We start from the raw sequence: 14,384 nt of genomic DNA, 5'->3' as shown, positions 1-14,384 counted from the left end.
CGAGCCGTTACGCCTTCGTTACACGATATCGAGCCCTTCTGGGACTTCCACTTCGGGCTTGTCGGGCCGTTTGCTGTGGAGTTTGATCTGGATGCGCAGGTCATTGACCGAATCGGCGTAGCGCAGCGCATCTTCGTAACGGATCATCCCAGTTTCGTAGAGGTCGAAGAGCGCTTGATCGAAGGTCTGCATCCCCAGTTCGCGCGAGCGTTTCATCACCTCTTTGATTTCGGGGATCTCCCCTTTGAAGATCAGTTCCGCAACGAGCGGCGTGTTGAGGAGGATCTCAACCGCAGCGACGCGCCCTGGTCCCGAGGCGCGCGGCAAGAGCCGTTGTGAGACGATCGCTTTGAGGTTGAGCGACAGGTCCATCAGCAACTGTTGCCGTCGGTCTTCGGGGAAGAAGTTGATGATGCGATCGAGCGCCTGGTTGGTGCTGTTCGCGTGCAGCGTCGCCAGGCACAGATGCCCTGTTTCGGAGAAGGCGATCGCGTACTCCATCGTGTCGCGGTCGCGAATTTCGCCCATCATGATCACGTCGGGTGCTTGGCGCAGCGCGTTTTTGAGCGCGATTTCCCAACTGTCGGTGTCGATCCCGATCTCGCGCTGCGAGACCAGGCATTTCTTGTGGGGATGGAGGAATTCGATCGGATCTTCGATGGTGATGATGTGCCCGCGGCTGTGTTCGTTGCGCCAGTCGATGAGCGCCGCAAGCGAGGTCGATTTCCCGGTACCGGTGCCGCCGACGAAGATCACGAGCCCGCGTTTGACCAGCGCCACCTCTTTGAGGATGGCGGGGAGCCGAAGACTGTCGAGCGTCGGGATGGTGTCGGGGATCGTGCGAAAGACGAGCGAAACCCCCCCTTTGGCGCGGTAGGCGTTGACCCGGAAGCGGCCGATGTTGGCTGGCGAGATCGCGAAGTTGCACTCTTTGGTGGCTTCGAATTCGGCGGCTTGGCGGTCGTTCATCACCGCGCGGGCGATCGCAAGCGTGTGCGCGGCGGTGAGTGGCTGATTCGACTGCGGTTGCAGCGCCCCGTCGATCTTGATCGCTGGCGGGAAATCGGGGGCGATGAAGAGGTCGGAACCGTTGCGCTCCTTGACGCGGCGCAGGAGGTCGGTGGTGAATTTCAACGCTTGGTCACGTTGCATCGTGGCCTCCTTACCCGATTACCGGAACGCGTCTTTGTTTACGGCGTAGGCACGCGCCTCGTCGGGGGCAACGATATGACGCGCGACCAGTTGTTGCAGCGATTGGTCGAGCGTCTGCATCCCCAGCGCCTGGCTCGTCTGGATGATCGAGTACATCTGCGCGATCTTGTTTTCGCGAATGAGGTTGCGAATCGCGGGCGTGCCGATCATGATCTCGTGCGCGGCGACGCGCCCGCTGCCGTCGCGCCGCTTCAAGAGTACTTGCGAGATCACCGCGCGCAGCGATTCGGAGAGCATCGCGCGCACCATCTCTTTTTCGGCAGCAGGAAAGACGTCGACGATCCGGTCGATCGTCTTTGCCGCTGACGAGGTGTGTAGCGTCCCGAAGACCAGGTGGCCGGTTTCGGCAGCGGTGAGCGCAAGCCGAATCGTTTCGAGGTCACGCATCTCCCCCACCAGGATCACGTCGGGGTCTTCGCGCAATGCCGACCTCAGCGCGTTTTCGAATGAGAGGGTATCGCGATGGACCTCACGCTGGTTGATGAGCGATTTTTTCGCTTCGTGCACGAACTCGATCGGATCTTCGATGGTGAGGATATGAAGCGGCTGCGTGGTGTTGAGGTAGTCGATCATCGCCGCCAGCGTCGTTGATTTCCCAGAACCGGTGGGGCCGGTGACGAGCACGATGCCGCGCGGCTGGTCGCAGATCGTCTTGAAGACCGCCGGGGCGTCGAGCTCTTCGAGGGTGAGCACTTTGCTGGGAATGGTGCGAAAGACTGCGCCCATGCCGCGGCTTTGCATGAAGGCGTTGACCCGAAAGCGCGCCAGTTTCGGAATCTCAAACGAGAAGTCGGCTTCGAAATGGGCTTCGAACGCTTTGCGTTGCGCGTCGGTCATGATGTCATAGACGAGCGCCTTGACGTCGGCGTCGGTAAGCGCCGGCAGATTGACGCGCCGGATGTCGCCGTGGATGCGCAGCAACGGCGGTAGCCCCGCCGAAAGGTGAAGGTCTGATGCTTTGTTCTTGACCGCAAATGCAAGCAGTTCGGCGATGTCCATCGAGCAGTCTCCCGCATCTGATCCCGCTATGGTAGCCGATTTCGTCGATGCTATACTCGTTGCGGTCGCAAACGATCGACGAAACGGAGCAGCATGGAGGGCATGAGCGAGGTCGACGCGTGCGCGATCGCCGCGCGGGTTGCCGCGGTGCGGGCACAAATCTTCGAGGCGGCAGAGCGCTTGGGGCGCGATCCGGCGACGGTGACGCTGGTTGCGGTGAGTAAGACGCAACCCGCTGCGGTGATCCGTGCCGCGTTTGCCGCAGGCGTGCGCGTCTTCGGCGAAAACTATGTGCAGGAGGCGGTGGCGAAACAGGAGCAACTCACCGATCTACCCGTCGAATGGCATTTCATCGGGCCGATTCAACGCAACAAGACGCGGGCGATCGCCGCCGCGTTCGACTGGGTCCATTCGCTGGACCGCCTGGAAGTGGCGAAGCGCTTTGCCGAGCAGCGTGATCCCAAACGGGGGCCGCTCAACGTGATGGTGCAGGTGAATGTGAGTGGGGAGGCGAGCAAAGCCGGTGTCGCGCCTGAAACGGTGGTGGCGCTCGTGAAAGCGGTGGCGCGGTTGCCGCGGCTCCAAGTAGTGGGGTTGATGACGATCCCTGAGCCAAGCGCCGATCCCCCATTGCTCGCGCGCCGTTTTCGAACGGTGCGTGAGCTGCGCGACACGTTGCAGCGTGAAGGCTTGCCCGTTTGGGCGCTATCGATGGGGATGAGCAGCGATTGGCCGGTGGCGCTTGCCGAAGGGGCGACCCATCTGCGCATCGGTAGCGCCCTTTTCGGACCCAGACCGCCCAAAACATCGCGGCGCGAAGGTGGTGAAGACGCATCAGGAAAAGGAGCAAAAGCATGCGGTTGAGTTTTTTGGGTGGCGGCAATATGGCCGAAGCGATCCTGGGCGGGTTGGTCGATCGGCGCGTGACCGATGCGAAACGGATCCACGTCGTCGACCCTAACCCGGATCGCCGCACGGCGTTGGAAAGTCGGTATGGGGTGAAGGCGCTTCCCGTGGTCGATGACCCCTTTTTCGAAACCGATCTGATCGTGCTTGCGGTAAAGCCCCAAGTGGTTGCGACGGCGCTCGCGCCTCTTGCCGGTCGCGTCGGGCGAACGCCCGTGCTGTCGATCATGGCCGGGGTGCCGAGCGCGCGGATCGCCGCATTGCTGGGGGACACGGCGCCGATCATCCGCGCGATGCCCAACACCCCGGCTTTGGTTGGCGCGGGAATGAGCGGGCTCTACGCGCCGCCCGAGGTGGGCGTAACCGCACGGCAGTTGGCGCAAAAGGTGATGGAAGCGGTAGGTGAGGTGGTCTGGGTCGAGAACGAAGCGGCGATCGACGCAGTGACTGCGGTCTCCGGCAGCGGTCCAGCGTACGGTTTCCTCTTCATGGAAGCGCTCGCCCGCGCGGGTGTCGAGCTGGGGTTGCCCGCCGACGTGGCGCGCCGTTTGGCGGTCGGGACCCTGCTGGGCGCCGCGAAACTCGCCGACGCGAGCGCCGATCCCTTGGACGTGTTGCGCGCCCGTGTCACTTCGCCGGGGGGAACGACCGCTGCGGCATTGGAAGTACTGTTCGCGCATGCGTGGGACCGCATTCTGGAGACGGCGGTCGCGGCGGCGTACCAGCGCGCGCAAGAGCTGGCGAAAGGAGCGTAACGGATGGGGGGCGGGCAACTTTTCGATCTCGTTTTCGGTACCGTCTTCAACGGACTTTCGGCCCTTTTTTGGATCGCGTTTTTGATGCGCTGGCGACGGATTTCGTTCTTTCTGCCGGGGGGCGCGTTTGTGCTGACGCTCACCGAATGGGCGGCGCGGCCGGTGCGACGCCTTTTGCCGCGTACCCGGCTCGACTGGAGCTGCGTACTCTTGGCGTGGGTGAGCCAAATGGTGTTGATCGGCCTCAAGTTTGCGGTGCTGGGTCACCTGCCCAGCCTGCCGCTCTTCGGCGTTCTGGGGGTGATGGTGGTGGGCGGCGCGCTCGAAACCCTCTATGTCCTGGGGTACCTGGTCTTCTGGGTCGTGCTGGTTTCGGCGTTGCTCACCTGGTTACAGCCCAATGCCCCGCTCGCGCCGGTGATTCACGCGCTTGCCGATCCCTTCCTCGATCCGATCCGTCGTTTCGTGCCAATGATCGGTGGGATCGACCTCAGTCCGGTGATCCTGTTCCTTGCGCTCAACCTGCTGGCGATCGTCGGCGGCGAACTCCGATTCATGGTCGTGCGTGGCTTGTTGGCGGCGTCGGTGGGTGGGTGACGTGTCGGGCTGGCAGACGCATTCGGACGGGGTGTTGTTGTCCCTGCACGTGCAGCCCGGCGCGAAGCGCAGCGGTTGGGCAGGGCGCCACGGCGATGCGCTCAAAGTGCGGATCGCGGCCCCCCCGGTCGAGGGGAAGGCGAATGCGGCGCTGTGCGCCTTCTTGGCCGAAACCTTTGGCCTGCGTCAGAACGCGGTGACGGTGGTCGGGGGCGCAACGTCTCGGACCAAGCTGGTGTTGTTGCGTTGTGACGCACACGAGCGCACCGCGATTCTGACCCATTTGGGCGAAATGTTCCCACACTGACCGTGGTGTTGGGAGACGCGGCAATGGGGCACGCAGCGTGGCGCGGTTGGCAGCACCTGTTGCGCCCTGGGGATTGGGGGGCGCTTGCGATTGGCGTTGTAGCGGTTGCCGTGTCGCTGACATGGTTACTGCAGGCAGGAGCCCCCACCCACGCCGTGGTGCGTGTCGCGGGCCGTGTCGTCGGAACCTATGCGCTTGACCAGCCCCAAACCATTCAGGTAACCGGTGCGTTGGGCGTCACCGTGATCGAGATCGCGCCGGGGCGCGCGCGGGTGGTGCGCGACCCAGGCCCCCGGCAGATCTGCGTGCGGCAAGGGTGGTTGACGCGCGCTGGGAGCGCTGCGATCTGCGCGCCCAATGAGGTGACCGTGGAGCTCACTGGGCGCACGCGCCTCTACGACTCGCTCAATTTTTGACCGGTGCCGCTTCGCGTTCGAAGACGAAGGTGCCGCGCCGCATCAGGTGGGTGACGCGCCCCGTGAGCGGCAGACCCCACCACGGTGTGTTGTGCGCAGGCCCGACGAGCGAATGGGCGTCGACGATCCACGGTTCGTCGGGATCGAAGAGGATGAGGTCGGCCGGGGCGCCGACTGCAAGCCGCCCCCATTCGTCGTTATCGACAAGCGCAGCGGCGCGACTGCTCACTGGGGCAAGCGTCTGGGCAAGCGACAGCCCTTGCGATTCGCCCCAGCGCAGTACGAGCGGCAGGAGCGTTTCGAAGCCTGCGGCCCCGGGGGCGCTCTCCGAAAAGGGGTAGGCTTTCGCGTCACGCCCCACGGTCGTGTGGTTCGAGGTGATGACGTCGATCGTGCCGTCAGCGACTGCTGCGGCGAGCGCTTCCCGGTCGCGGCTGCTGCGCAAAGGCGGAATCACGTGGGCGTTGGTATCGAACGCCCCGATGTCGAGTTCGGTCATCGTCAAATGGAGCGCGGAGACGCTCGCCGAGACGGGTAGCCCTTCGTCTTTCGCGCGGCGGATCAACGCGACGCTGCGTTCGCTCGACAGATTGACCACATGGAGCCGAACGCCTGCTTCAGCCGCCAATTCGATGAGGCGCGTGAGCGCGACCGTCTCCGCCGCGACAGGGATTGGCGGTAGCCCCAGGCGTGCGGCGACCACGCCGTCGTGCGCGCCGCCCGGCAGGCTGAGGTCGGGGTCGGCAGCGGTGAGCCAGACGGGAAGGTCGAAGCTTGCCGCGTACTGCATCGCCCGCAGCAACGCCAGCGTGTCGCGCATCGGGCGATCGCCTTGCGAGAACGCGATGCAGCCGGCCGTGGTGAGACGCGCCATTTCCGCAAGTTGCTCGCCTTTGAGGCCGACGGTGAGCGCGCCGAGCGGCAGGATGTCGGCGGTTGCGGCGCGGCGCGCGCGCTCGAGCAGCATTTCGACCAACCCCGGTTCGTCAAGCGGCGGGGCTGTATCCGGCGCGACCACCAGATGACCGATCCCGCCGGCCGCTGCGCCGTGCAATTCGCGCTCCAAGCGGGTTTGCTGTTCCAAGACCGGGCCGGTGAGGCGCGCGTAGGTATCGACCAACGCCGGGGCAAGTACGCGCCGCTGCGCGTCCCAGGTTCGATCTGGTGTAAAGCCCGGAATCGCCGGTGCCGCAGGCGGGTCGGCCGGGTGTTCTTGAATCGCCACGATGCGGCCGTCGGCGATCGCAACCGCTCCGTACCCTTCACGCCCCGAAGCGGGGTCGACGAGGTAGGCGTTGGTGATCAACCACTTCATGCGAGACCTCCTGGGGCAACGCCCGCCAATAGGGTGAAGACGGCCATGCGGATCGCGATCCCAAAAGTGACTTGCGGCAGGATTACGGCTTGGGGGCCGTCGGCGACGCTCGATGCGATCTCCACCCCACGGTTCATCGGGCCTGGGTGCATCACGATCGCGTCGGGTTTGGCCCGTTTGAGCCGCTCGGGGGTGAGTCCCCAGCATTCGTGGTATTCGGCAGTGGTGGCGATGAAGGAGCCGTGCATCCGCTCGTTTTGCAGCCGCAGCATCATGATCACGTCGACGCCGTCGAGCGCTTCGTCGAGGTCGTGGGTGACCTGTACGCCCAATTCGCCGAGCGCTTTGGGCAGCAGCGTTTTCGGCCCGGCAACGCGCACTTCGGGAACCCCCAGGGTGGTGAGCGCCGCGATCTCCGAGCGCGCGACCCGTGAATGAAGGACGTCACCGACCACCGCGACGGTGAGACGGGTGAATTCTTTCTTGTAGTGGCGGATGGTGTACATGTCGAGCAACCCTTGGGTGGGGTGCGCATGGCGGCCGTCGCCAGCGTTGAGCACGCGCACGTGGTCGAGCCCACGTTCAGCGAGGTGTTGCGCGATGCGTACCGGCGCGCCGCTTGCGGCGTGACGGATCACGAACATGTCGGCCATCATCGCGCAAAGATTGTCGATGGTGTCGAGCAGCGACTCCCCTTTCGCCGTGCTGCTGGTGGCGATGTTGAGGTTGACGACGTCGGCAGAAAGCCGTGCGGCAGCGATCTCGAAGGTGGTGCGCGTACGGGTCGAGTTTTCGAAGAAGATGTTGAAGACGCTTTTGCCGCGCAGAAGCGGCACTTTTTTCACCGCGCGCTCAGAGACTTCGAGAAAAGAGTCTGCCAACGAAAAGATCTGCTGCAGGATCGGTTCGGGTAGCCCATCGAGCGTCAAGAGGTGACGCAGGCGCCCGTCGGGTGTGAGTTGGAGTGGCGTCATGCAACGAGCTCCCAACGAAAGGTCTGATCGGGGGTGACGATGAGTTCGAGCCGCACGTGGGGGGCAAGCGGGGTCGGGCTGCGCCAGGGGCAAAAGTCGGGACAGATCGGGAGTTCCCGCCCCCCGCGATCGGCAAGCGCCGCAAACCGCACGCACGCGGGGCGGCCGTAGTCGAAGAGTTCATTGATCGCAGCGCGCACCGTGCGTCCGGTGTAGAGCACGTCGTCGATCAGCAGGATCCGTGCGCCTTCGACCGAGAACGGAAGTTCGCTGGGCCGAACGTCGCGCCGCCCCAGACCCCGTTGTGCCAGATCGTCGCGGTAGAACGACACGTCGATCACCCCAAGCGGTAGCGTTGGCGCGAGCGCGGCGCGCAGCCGTTCGGCGATCCAGCTGCCGCCCGCGTGGATGCCGACGAAGGCGTCGAAGGTATCGCGGTACGGCGCAATCGCGCGCTCGAGTTCATGGTAGAGCGTTTCGGCGTCAGGGGGTGGCGATATCAATGGGTTTTCCGTGTGCATGCGTGATTGCTCCCGGAGGGTAGACGGTGGCGTGACCGTCGCAGAAGGTTTGCAGGATGAGCGCGGCAGCTACCGCGTCGAGGCGCGCTTTGCGCGCTTGCCAGCGCCGTTTGCCCGTTTCGCGCAAGAGCTGTTCGGCGTGCGCCGAGGTAAGCGACTCATCGACCCAGTAGATGGGTTTGGCGTGACGGGCAGTGAGGGTGTTGGCGAACGCGGTGATCGCGGGGTGCATTGGGTGGGGGTTCCCACTTGCGGGTGTGGGTGGCCACCCCAGGACGAATCCACAGGGGTGCCATTCCGCGACGAGGGCGTCGAAAGCGACCCAGAAACGCGTTTCGGGCTGCGCGGCCAGTGTGGTCAGGGGGGTCGCGATCGCGACGGGCAGCGTGGCGACCGCGACGCCGATCCGCGCGTTGCCGTAGTCGATCCCGAGCCAGACGCCGTCGCAGGGCGCGAGCGCGCATTCAGCCATGCCCGGCACCTCCGACCAGAAAACCGGGGCGCACGCCAAGCAGCGCGAGCGCCGCCTGATAGCGCGCTTCTGGCGGCGTGGAAAAGATGATCTCGGGGTCGGCGGGTACGGTTAGCCAGTCGTTGCGGGCGATTTCGCTTTCTAGCTGACCTTCGCCCCAACCGGCATGGCCCAGCAAGACCAGGAAGTCGCGGACCGCGTTCACGTCGCCCAAGCTCGGCAAGATGTCACGCGACGAGGTGAGCGCCATGTCTTCGGGTAGCGTCATCGATCCTGCCCATTCGCCACTGGGACGATGCAGGACGAAACCGCGTTCGGTCGCGACTGGCCCGCCGTAGAAGACGGGCGCGTCGGCAACGAGGGGGTTGACCGCGCCCGCTTCGACCCGCTCGAAGAGCTGCCCCAGGGTGATTTCGGTGGGACGGTTGATGATCAACCCCATTGCGCCTTGGGGGTGGTGTTCGACCAGATAGACCACCGTTTGGCGGAAATTGGGGTCGTTGAGCTCGGGCATCGCGACCAGGAAATGGTGTTTGTAGCTGACGAAACGTTGTCCCATGGCGGTATTGGATCCTTCTCAGTTGAGGAAAGAGCGCTCCAAGATCGGCGCATACGGCGTACGCTCACTGGGGGGCGTTTCGGGGGTGGGCAGCAAATTGGGGTTCCACCCCTCGCCGCCTTCCCAGATGGGTGTTGGCGGATAGGGATCTGGTGGCGGCAGTTCGGTGTAATAATACTCAGGTCTGCCGTCGAGGATCGTGGTCGCGATCCCCGATGGCATCGGCGAATGGGTTTCTGGGACGCCCGCGAGCGCCGTCTGCATGAAGTCGATCCAGATCGGCAGTGCCGCGCGGCCACCGGTCTCTCGTTTGCCGAGTGGTTTGGGCTGAGGGTAACCCACCCAGGTGACCGCAACGAGGCTCGGGTGGTAGCCGGCGAACCAGGCATCGACCGCGTCGTTGGTAGTGCCTGTTTTGCCCGCGAGGTCGTTGCGTTTGAGGGCGCGTCGCGCCGCCGCGCCGGTTCCCCGTTCGACCACGGTGTGGAGCATCGAGTCGATCAACCAGGCGTTGCGCGCGGGGATCGCGCGAATGCGCTCGTCTCCGGCAACGGTGGGGTGCGCCTTCCAGAGCAGTGTCCCTTGACCGTCGCGGATTTCGTCGATCAGATAGGGTTCGACAAGATAACCCCCGTTCGCGAAGACCGCGTAGGCGCGCGCCAACATCCACGGGCTGGTTTCGCCCGCGCCCAACACCATGGTGAGATAGGGGGGGTGCCGTTTCGGATCGAACCCGAAGCGGGTAATCCACTGTTGCGCGTATTGGGGGGTGATGTCGTGGAGGATGCGGATTGCTGGAAGGTTCTTCGAGTGGGCGAGCGCTTCTCGCACCCGCATCCACCCTTCGTATTTGTCGTCGTAATTTTTCGGCGCCCACTCCTTGCTTCCCGTGATCTCGGGGCCGAAGACGATCGGCTCGTCTTCGATCCAGCTGCCCGGCATCCACCCCTTCTCGAGCGCGGCCGAGTAGATGAAGGGTTTGAACGCCGAACCGGGTTGACGAAAACCCTGTGTGGCGTAGTTGAATTTGGCGAGTTCGAAATCGTAGCTTCCAGCGAGCGCCCGGACCGCACCAGTGGTGGGGTCGAGCGCCACGAGCGCTGCTTGCGCATCGGGCAGTTGCGTCGCTTCCCATTCTCCTTGCTCGTTTTGGCGAATACGGATCACGGCGCCGGGGCGAATCTGGAGCGCTGCTGGCGCACGCGGCGCGAGCGCGCGTTCGAGGAACGCGATCCCTTTGCCGGTCAAAGAGAGGGTTGTACCGTTGCGCCACACCGTGATCGCTTTAGGGGCGACGGTGAGCACGACTGCGGCGAGCCCGTCGGGCGCGTCGGGGTAGGCTTCGAGCGCTTCGGCGAGCGCACCGGGATCACGCGACTGCAGCACCGAAGCAGGGATCTCCCCTTCCGGGCCCCGAAAACCGTGACGTTGGTCGTACGCGATCAACCCCCGGCGAACCGCGGCTTCGGCTTCCCGTTGCCATTTGGGGTCGATCGTCGTGTACACTTGAAGCCCCGCGGTCATCGCGGTGTCGACGCCGTAGCGCTCGACGATCAGTTGCCGGACCAGTTCGGCGACGTGCCCGCCCCAGGGAATGGCGCTTTTGACGACGGTATTTTCGCGCTTCTGGTCGCTGGCAAGTGTCAGAGGTTCGGCTTTGGCGGCTTCGTATTGCATCTCATCGATGAATCCGGCCTCCTTCATGCGCCGCAGTACATATTCGCGCCGCGCCAATGCTCCTTCCGGGTTGCGGTAGGGGTTGAGCTGTGACGGTGCTTTGGGAAGTCCCGCAAGGAGTGCGCTTTCAGCGAGCGTGAGCGCTTGGATCGGCTTGCCGAAATAGACCTGCGCTGCGGCCGCGAACCCGTAGGCGCGTTGCCCCAGGTAGATTTGGTTCATGTAGAGCGTCAAGATTTGGTCTTTGCTGAGTTCCCGCTCCAATTTGATCGCGAGCAGAATTTCGTAGAATTTTCGCCAGTAGCTCTTTTCGCGCGAGAGGTAGAAGTTGCGCGCCACCTGCATCGTGATCGTCGAACCCCCTTGCGCCTTGGCACCGGTGATGAGGTTCGCGATCGCGGCGCGTACGATGCCCAGCGGATCGACGCCAGGGTGTTCGTAGAAGTGCTCGTCTTCAGCGGCCAGAATCGCCGCTTTCAAGTGGTCCGGTACCGCGGTGATATCGACGACCACCCGCCGTTCTTCGCCAAATTCCGCGATTTTTTCGCCGTTTTTCGCGTAGATGCGCAACGGCATTTTGGGGCGGTAATCGGCCAGCTGCGAAACGTCGGGCAGTTCCTGCCACGCAAAAAGGATCACGGTGGCGATCACGGCAAGCGGCGAGACGAGGAGTGCGAACGAAACGGCCGTCCATTTGAGCAAACGCATAACGATTGTCTTGACAGCGGGCGGAGATTCGCCGATTATAGCTTTGCTGCCGCGAAAGCGCGTTTTTTATCGATCGAGGGGAGGCGTTGCATTCGATGCTGCGGTTGGGACGACAACAAAAAGCGGGGGAGGGCGTTGGCATCGACTTGGGGCCGTCCGCCGTCAAAGCGGTCAAGTTGCAGCGGCGGGGGCAGGCAGTTGCGCTAGCAAGCGTTGCAACCGTGCCGTGTGAAAGTGGGTGGTATTCGGCGTCTGGGGTAGGCAATCAAAAGGCAGTGGTGGGCGCGCTCATGAAGGCGGCTCAGATGCTGGGTGGCGTCCGAGCGGCGGTGATGGCATTGCCCGACAGTGCGGTGATGCAACGCAGCGTCGACTTTCCTGTCGGCCTTTCCGAACGGGAAAAGGAAGAGCTCGTCTTTGCCGAATTGGCGCGGATGTCTCCGTTTCCGGTCGAGGATCTGCGCGCCGATTGGCAGGTGGTCGGGCCTGGCGTCGAACCGGAAACCGAACGGGTGGTGATCGTCGCCACCCGCCACGAGCGGGTCGAAGCGATGCAGCTTATCGCTGAAGAAGCGGGATTGACCCTCTCACACTTGGACGTGGAAAGTCTGGCGTTGCGTCGCGCGGCGCTGCGTGCGGAACTGCTTTCTGGCGTCACGGCGCTCGTCGACGCTGGGGAAGACACGATCGAGCTCGTTGTCTGGGTCAATGGCGAGCGGCGATTCGACCGCAGCCAATCGTTCGAAGCGAGCCGTATCCGACGTGACCTGGCACGTTTTTTGCGTTCGAACGAAGCGGCTAACCAGATGGTCGCGTCGAATCAATGGAGCGAAGCGGCGAAGACAGACGTGTTGCAACCGTTTTTGGCGAAATTCGCGTTTGAAGTCGCGAATCTGTTGAAATTCTTCCTCACCGCATCCGAAGGGGTGACGCAGATCGACCGGCTTTTGCTCGCGGGTGGCGTCGCGACATTGCCTGGGGTTGTCGAAGCGGTGCAGGGTATGGTTTCGCCGCCGGTGGCACTGCTCAACCCTTGGGTGAAGCTCACTGTGGCAGCGCGTTGGCAGGAGTGGTTGCCGGTCGCACCGCGATTTGCGTTGGCAACTGGCTTGGCGTGGCGGGGGTAGCGTGAATTCGATCGATATCGATCTCTTGCCGTGGCGGGAAGCGCTGCGCGAAGAGCGACGACAGCGCTTCTATTTCGGTTTGGGCGGGGTGACCCTGTGCGCCGCGCTCGTGGTCGCCACAGGGTGGTGGTGGCTCGATTCTCTTTTGGCGCGGCAAACGGCGCGCAACCATTTCTTGGAACAAGAGATTGCGCAGCTCGACCGGCAAATCGCCGAGATCAAATCGCTGGAATCTCTGATTGCGGGGATTTTGGCGCGGAAAGAGGTGATCGAGTCGCTGCAACTGCGGCGGGTCGAACCGATCGCTGTCGTCGATGCGTTGCCGCGGTTGTTACCCGAGGGTGTGGCGCTCACCCAACTCGAGCGCCATGACGCCGAGGTCACCTTGCGCGGTCTGGCGCGCTCCAACGGCACGGTCTCAGAATTGATGCGCGCGCTGGAGTCTTCTCCCGATTTCCATCGCGTCCGCTTGATCGAAACGCAAGCAACCGAAGTCGACCGGCAAAGTGGCGTTCAATTCGCGCTGGTGGTGACGATCGACCGAGCCGCGATCGAGCAGCGTACGACGCAAAAGGAAGGAGCGGAGCGATGAAGGCGCAGTTCGCCCGGTTCGCTGCCCAGTTTCGCGATCTCGACCCGAACGATCCGGGATTGTGGCCGCTTGCGCCGCAGGTCACCGTTTGGGTCGTGGCTTTCGTACTGGCCCTCTTTTTGGGGTGGTATCTCTTGTGGAGCGATCAGATCGCGGCGATCGAAGCGGCGGTGGCCAAAGAACCGGAGCTCAAAGAGCGGTGGCTGGCGAAGAAACGGCTTGCAGTCAATTTGCCGCTGCTGCGCAACCAAGTGAAAGCAGCGGAAAAGCAGTTTGGGGACCTGTTGCAGCGCCTTCCCAGTCGCGCCGAAGTCGACGGGTTGTTGAAAGAGGCGCACCGCTATGGGTTGCAGCGCGGTTTGCGGTTCGAGCTCTTTCGGCCGGGGACTGAAAGTGTGAAAGAGTTCTATGCCGAATTGCCCGTGACGATCCGGTTGACGGGGGATTACCACCGCATCGCCGGGTTCCTCAGCGACGTCTCGTCGATGCCCCGCGTCGTCTCGTTCGCCGACGTCAAATTGGCTGTCGCGAATCGACAAGGCGACAATCCAACCCTGCAGATGGACGCAACGCTCTTTGCGTATCGTTATCTGGATGAGGAGGAGCGGGCGGCGCAGGTGCCTAAGCCGGCGCAACGCCAAGGAGGTCTGCGATGATGGCGCGGCGCTGTTTCCTGCGTACCCGGTTCGTCGCGGTGGTGGGGGCGCTGCTGACTGCGGGGTGTGGGCTGGTGGTGCCGCCCGAAGGAATGGAGGATTTGGTAGCGTGGCAGCAACAGTCTGCTGCGTCGCTCAAAGGGCGGGTCAAACCGTTACCGCAGGTGCGCACGATCGTTCCGCTGACCTATGCAGCCTATGATCTGCCCGATCCGTTTGCATTGTCGCGCTTCTTGCCGCCGCCGCCCAAAGCCGAAGCGGCAGCGGTCGACCCCGGGTTGCCTGCCCCCGATTTGACGCGCGCGCGTGAGCCGCTCGAAGCGTTCGCGTTGGACGATTTGGCGTTACGCGGAGTTCTGGAGCAGAAAGGGACGCGGTGGGGGCTGATCGCTGCGCCGGATGGCAAATTGTACCGGGTGACGGTCGGCAACTATTTGGGGAAAGATTTCGGCCAAATCGTCGCGATCGAACCAGCGGAAACGGATGCGGGACGGCAATGGCGGATCGTGCTGCGCGAACTGGTCCGTGACGACGACGGACGTTGGCGGGAACGGGAACGCGAATTGGTGAGCCAAGGGGGGTAAGGTGCGA

General features: G+C 63.6%; 17 protein-coding genes. 9 read left to right on the top strand and 8 right to left on the bottom strand.

What is annotated here, in order from left to right:
* Nucleotides 1–18: 18 nt before the first annotated feature.
* Both HPTL_RS08940 and HPTL_RS08935 read right to left on the bottom strand, forming a co-directional pair.
* Nucleotides 19–1,152, bottom strand: coding sequence for a PilT/PilU family type 4a pilus ATPase (locus HPTL_RS08940; protein WP_119335668.1), 1,134 nt, complete (start codon nt 1,150–1,152; stop codon nt 19–21).
* A gap of 18 nt (nt 1,153–1,170) precedes the next feature.
* A complete protein-coding gene (locus HPTL_RS08935) occupies nt 1,171–2,211 on the bottom strand; it encodes a type IV pilus twitching motility protein PilT (RefSeq protein ID WP_119335667.1) in 1,041 nt (346 codons plus the stop codon).
* A gap of 102 nt (nt 2,212–2,313) precedes the next feature.
* On the opposite strand from HPTL_RS08935, the gene HPTL_RS08930 reads away from it, so the two are divergent.
* Genes HPTL_RS08930 through HPTL_RS08910 form a run of 5 tightly spaced genes read left to right on the top strand, consistent with a single transcriptional unit; the run spans nt 2,314 to nt 5,192 of the window.
* Entirely contained in the window at nt 2,314–3,075 is a 762-nt protein-coding gene (locus tag HPTL_RS08930) for a YggS family pyridoxal phosphate-dependent enzyme (RefSeq protein ID WP_119335666.1), read from the top strand.
* Nucleotides 3,066–3,872 carry a pyrroline-5-carboxylate reductase gene (gene proC, locus HPTL_RS08925; protein ID WP_119335665.1) on the top strand — a complete coding sequence of 269 codons (807 nt, stop codon included), beginning with the start codon at nt 3,066–3,068 and terminating at the stop codon, nt 3,870–3,872. Before HPTL_RS08930 ends, proC begins: the two co-directional genes overlap by 10 nt.
* A 3-nt stretch (nt 3,873–3,875) precedes the next feature.
* The gene (locus tag HPTL_RS08920) at nt 3,876–4,469 is read left to right on the top strand and encodes a YggT family protein (RefSeq protein ID WP_119335664.1); all 594 of its coding nucleotides are present in this window, start codon (nt 3,876–3,878) and stop codon (nt 4,467–4,469) included.
* 1 nt (nt 4,470) lies between these two features.
* Nucleotides 4,471–4,776 (top strand): DUF167 domain-containing protein, encoded by a 306-nt coding sequence (locus HPTL_RS08915; protein WP_119336157.1) that lies wholly within the window; start codon nt 4,471–4,473, stop codon nt 4,774–4,776.
* A gap of 23 nt (nt 4,777–4,799) precedes the next feature.
* Nucleotides 4,800–5,192 (top strand): NusG domain II-containing protein, encoded by a 393-nt coding sequence (locus HPTL_RS08910; RefSeq protein WP_119335663.1) that lies wholly within the window; start codon nt 4,800–4,802, stop codon nt 5,190–5,192.
* On the opposite strand, the gene HPTL_RS08905 is transcribed toward HPTL_RS08910, so the two are convergent.
* Genes HPTL_RS08905 through HPTL_RS08880 form a run of 6 tightly spaced genes read right to left on the bottom strand, consistent with a single transcriptional unit; the run spans nt 5,182 to nt 11,418 of the window.
* On the bottom strand, nt 5,182–6,507 hold the full coding sequence (locus HPTL_RS08905) for a dihydroorotase (RefSeq protein WP_119335662.1): 1,326 nt from the start codon (nt 6,505–6,507) through the stop codon (nt 5,182–5,184). The two genes, HPTL_RS08910 and HPTL_RS08905, sit on opposite strands and share 11 nt — an antisense overlap.
* A complete protein-coding gene (locus HPTL_RS08900) occupies nt 6,504–7,481 on the bottom strand; it encodes an aspartate carbamoyltransferase catalytic subunit (protein ID WP_119335661.1) in 978 nt (325 codons plus the stop codon). Before HPTL_RS08900 ends, HPTL_RS08905 begins: the two co-directional genes overlap by 4 nt.
* A complete protein-coding gene (pyrR, locus tag HPTL_RS08895) occupies nt 7,478–8,002 on the bottom strand; it encodes a bifunctional pyr operon transcriptional regulator/uracil phosphoribosyltransferase PyrR (RefSeq protein ID WP_119335660.1) in 525 nt (174 codons plus the stop codon). Before pyrR ends, HPTL_RS08900 begins: the two co-directional genes overlap by 4 nt.
* The gene (gene ruvX, locus HPTL_RS08890; RefSeq protein WP_119335659.1) at nt 7,965–8,474 is read right to left on the bottom strand and encodes a Holliday junction resolvase RuvX; all 510 of its coding nucleotides are present in this window, start codon (nt 8,472–8,474) and stop codon (nt 7,965–7,967) included. The genes pyrR and ruvX overlap by 38 nt, the downstream gene beginning before the upstream one ends.
* Nucleotides 8,467–9,033, bottom strand: coding sequence for a YqgE/AlgH family protein (locus HPTL_RS08885; protein ID WP_119335658.1), 567 nt, complete (start codon nt 9,031–9,033; stop codon nt 8,467–8,469). Before HPTL_RS08885 ends, ruvX begins: the two co-directional genes overlap by 8 nt.
* Before the next feature lie 18 nt (nt 9,034–9,051).
* Nucleotides 9,052–11,418 (bottom strand): penicillin-binding protein 1A, encoded by a 2,367-nt coding sequence (locus HPTL_RS08880; RefSeq protein WP_119335657.1) that lies wholly within the window; start codon nt 11,416–11,418, stop codon nt 9,052–9,054.
* Nucleotides 11,419–11,513: 95 nt separating this feature from the next.
* Between HPTL_RS08880 and pilM the strand changes: the two genes are divergently transcribed.
* Genes pilM through HPTL_RS08860 form a run of 4 tightly spaced genes read left to right on the top strand, consistent with a single transcriptional unit; the run spans nt 11,514 to nt 14,377 of the window.
* Nucleotides 11,514–12,545, top strand: a complete 1,032-nt coding sequence (gene pilM / locus HPTL_RS08875; protein ID WP_119335656.1) for a type IV pilus biogenesis protein PilM — start codon at nt 11,514–11,516, stop codon at nt 12,543–12,545.
* A 1-nt stretch (nt 12,546) separates the two neighbouring features.
* Nucleotides 12,547–13,137: a PilN domain-containing protein gene (locus HPTL_RS08870; RefSeq protein WP_170141322.1), complete on the top strand. Its 591-nt coding sequence runs from the start codon at nt 12,547–12,549 to the stop codon at nt 13,135–13,137.
* The gene (locus HPTL_RS08865) at nt 13,134–13,793 is read left to right on the top strand and encodes a type IV pilus inner membrane component PilO (RefSeq protein ID WP_119335654.1); all 660 of its coding nucleotides are present in this window, start codon (nt 13,134–13,136) and stop codon (nt 13,791–13,793) included. The genes HPTL_RS08870 and HPTL_RS08865 overlap by 4 nt, the downstream gene beginning before the upstream one ends.
* Nucleotides 13,790–14,377: a pilus assembly protein PilP gene (locus HPTL_RS08860; protein WP_119335653.1), complete on the top strand. Its 588-nt coding sequence runs from the start codon at nt 13,790–13,792 to the stop codon at nt 14,375–14,377. Before HPTL_RS08865 ends, HPTL_RS08860 begins: the two co-directional genes overlap by 4 nt.
* The last annotated feature ends 7 nt before the right edge of the window (nt 14,378–14,384 follow it).

This window comes from Hydrogenophilus thermoluteolus, assembly GCF_003574215.1.
GTDB lineage: Bacteria > Pseudomonadota > Gammaproteobacteria > Burkholderiales > Rhodocyclaceae > Hydrogenophilus > Hydrogenophilus thermoluteolus.
This window is presented reverse-complemented; position numbering and strand designations above follow the sequence as displayed.

Excerpts from the sequence above, each read along its gene's own strand:
- HPTL_RS08940 (WP_119335668.1), bottom strand. The coding sequence starts at position 1,152 with ATGCAACGTGACCAAGCGTTGAAATTCACCACCGACCTCCTGCGCCGC.
- HPTL_RS08935 (WP_119335667.1), bottom strand. The coding sequence starts at position 2,211 with ATGGACATCGCCGAACTGCTTGCATTTGCGGTCAAGAACAAAGCATCA.
- HPTL_RS08930 (WP_119335666.1), top strand. The coding sequence starts at position 2,314 with ATGAGCGAGGTCGACGCGTGCGCGATCGCCGCGCGGGTTGCCGCGGTG.
- proC (WP_119335665.1), top strand. The coding sequence starts at position 3,066 with ATGCGGTTGAGTTTTTTGGGTGGCGGCAATATGGCCGAAGCGATCCTG.
- HPTL_RS08920 (WP_119335664.1), top strand. The coding sequence starts at position 3,876 with ATGGGGGGCGGGCAACTTTTCGATCTCGTTTTCGGTACCGTCTTCAAC.
- HPTL_RS08910 (WP_119335663.1), top strand. The coding sequence starts at position 4,800 with ATGGGGCACGCAGCGTGGCGCGGTTGGCAGCACCTGTTGCGCCCTGGG.
- HPTL_RS08905 (WP_119335662.1), bottom strand. The coding sequence starts at position 6,507 with ATGAAGTGGTTGATCACCAACGCCTACCTCGTCGACCCCGCTTCGGGG.
- HPTL_RS08900 (WP_119335661.1), bottom strand. The coding sequence starts at position 7,481 with ATGACGCCACTCCAACTCACACCCGACGGGCGCCTGCGTCACCTCTTG.
- pyrR (WP_119335660.1), bottom strand. The coding sequence starts at position 8,002 with ATGCACACGGAAAACCCATTGATATCGCCACCCCCTGACGCCGAAACG.
- ruvX (WP_119335659.1), bottom strand. The coding sequence starts at position 8,474 with ATGGCTGAATGCGCGCTCGCGCCCTGCGACGGCGTCTGGCTCGGGATC.
- HPTL_RS08885 (WP_119335658.1), bottom strand. The coding sequence starts at position 9,033 with ATGGGACAACGTTTCGTCAGCTACAAACACCATTTCCTGGTCGCGATG.
- HPTL_RS08880 (WP_119335657.1), bottom strand. The coding sequence starts at position 11,418 with ATGCGTTTGCTCAAATGGACGGCCGTTTCGTTCGCACTCCTCGTCTCG.
- pilM (WP_119335656.1), top strand. The coding sequence starts at position 11,514 with ATGCTGCGGTTGGGACGACAACAAAAAGCGGGGGAGGGCGTTGGCATC.
- HPTL_RS08865 (WP_119335654.1), top strand. The coding sequence starts at position 13,134 with ATGAAGGCGCAGTTCGCCCGGTTCGCTGCCCAGTTTCGCGATCTCGAC.
- HPTL_RS08860 (WP_119335653.1), top strand. The coding sequence starts at position 13,790 with ATGATGGCGCGGCGCTGTTTCCTGCGTACCCGGTTCGTCGCGGTGGTG.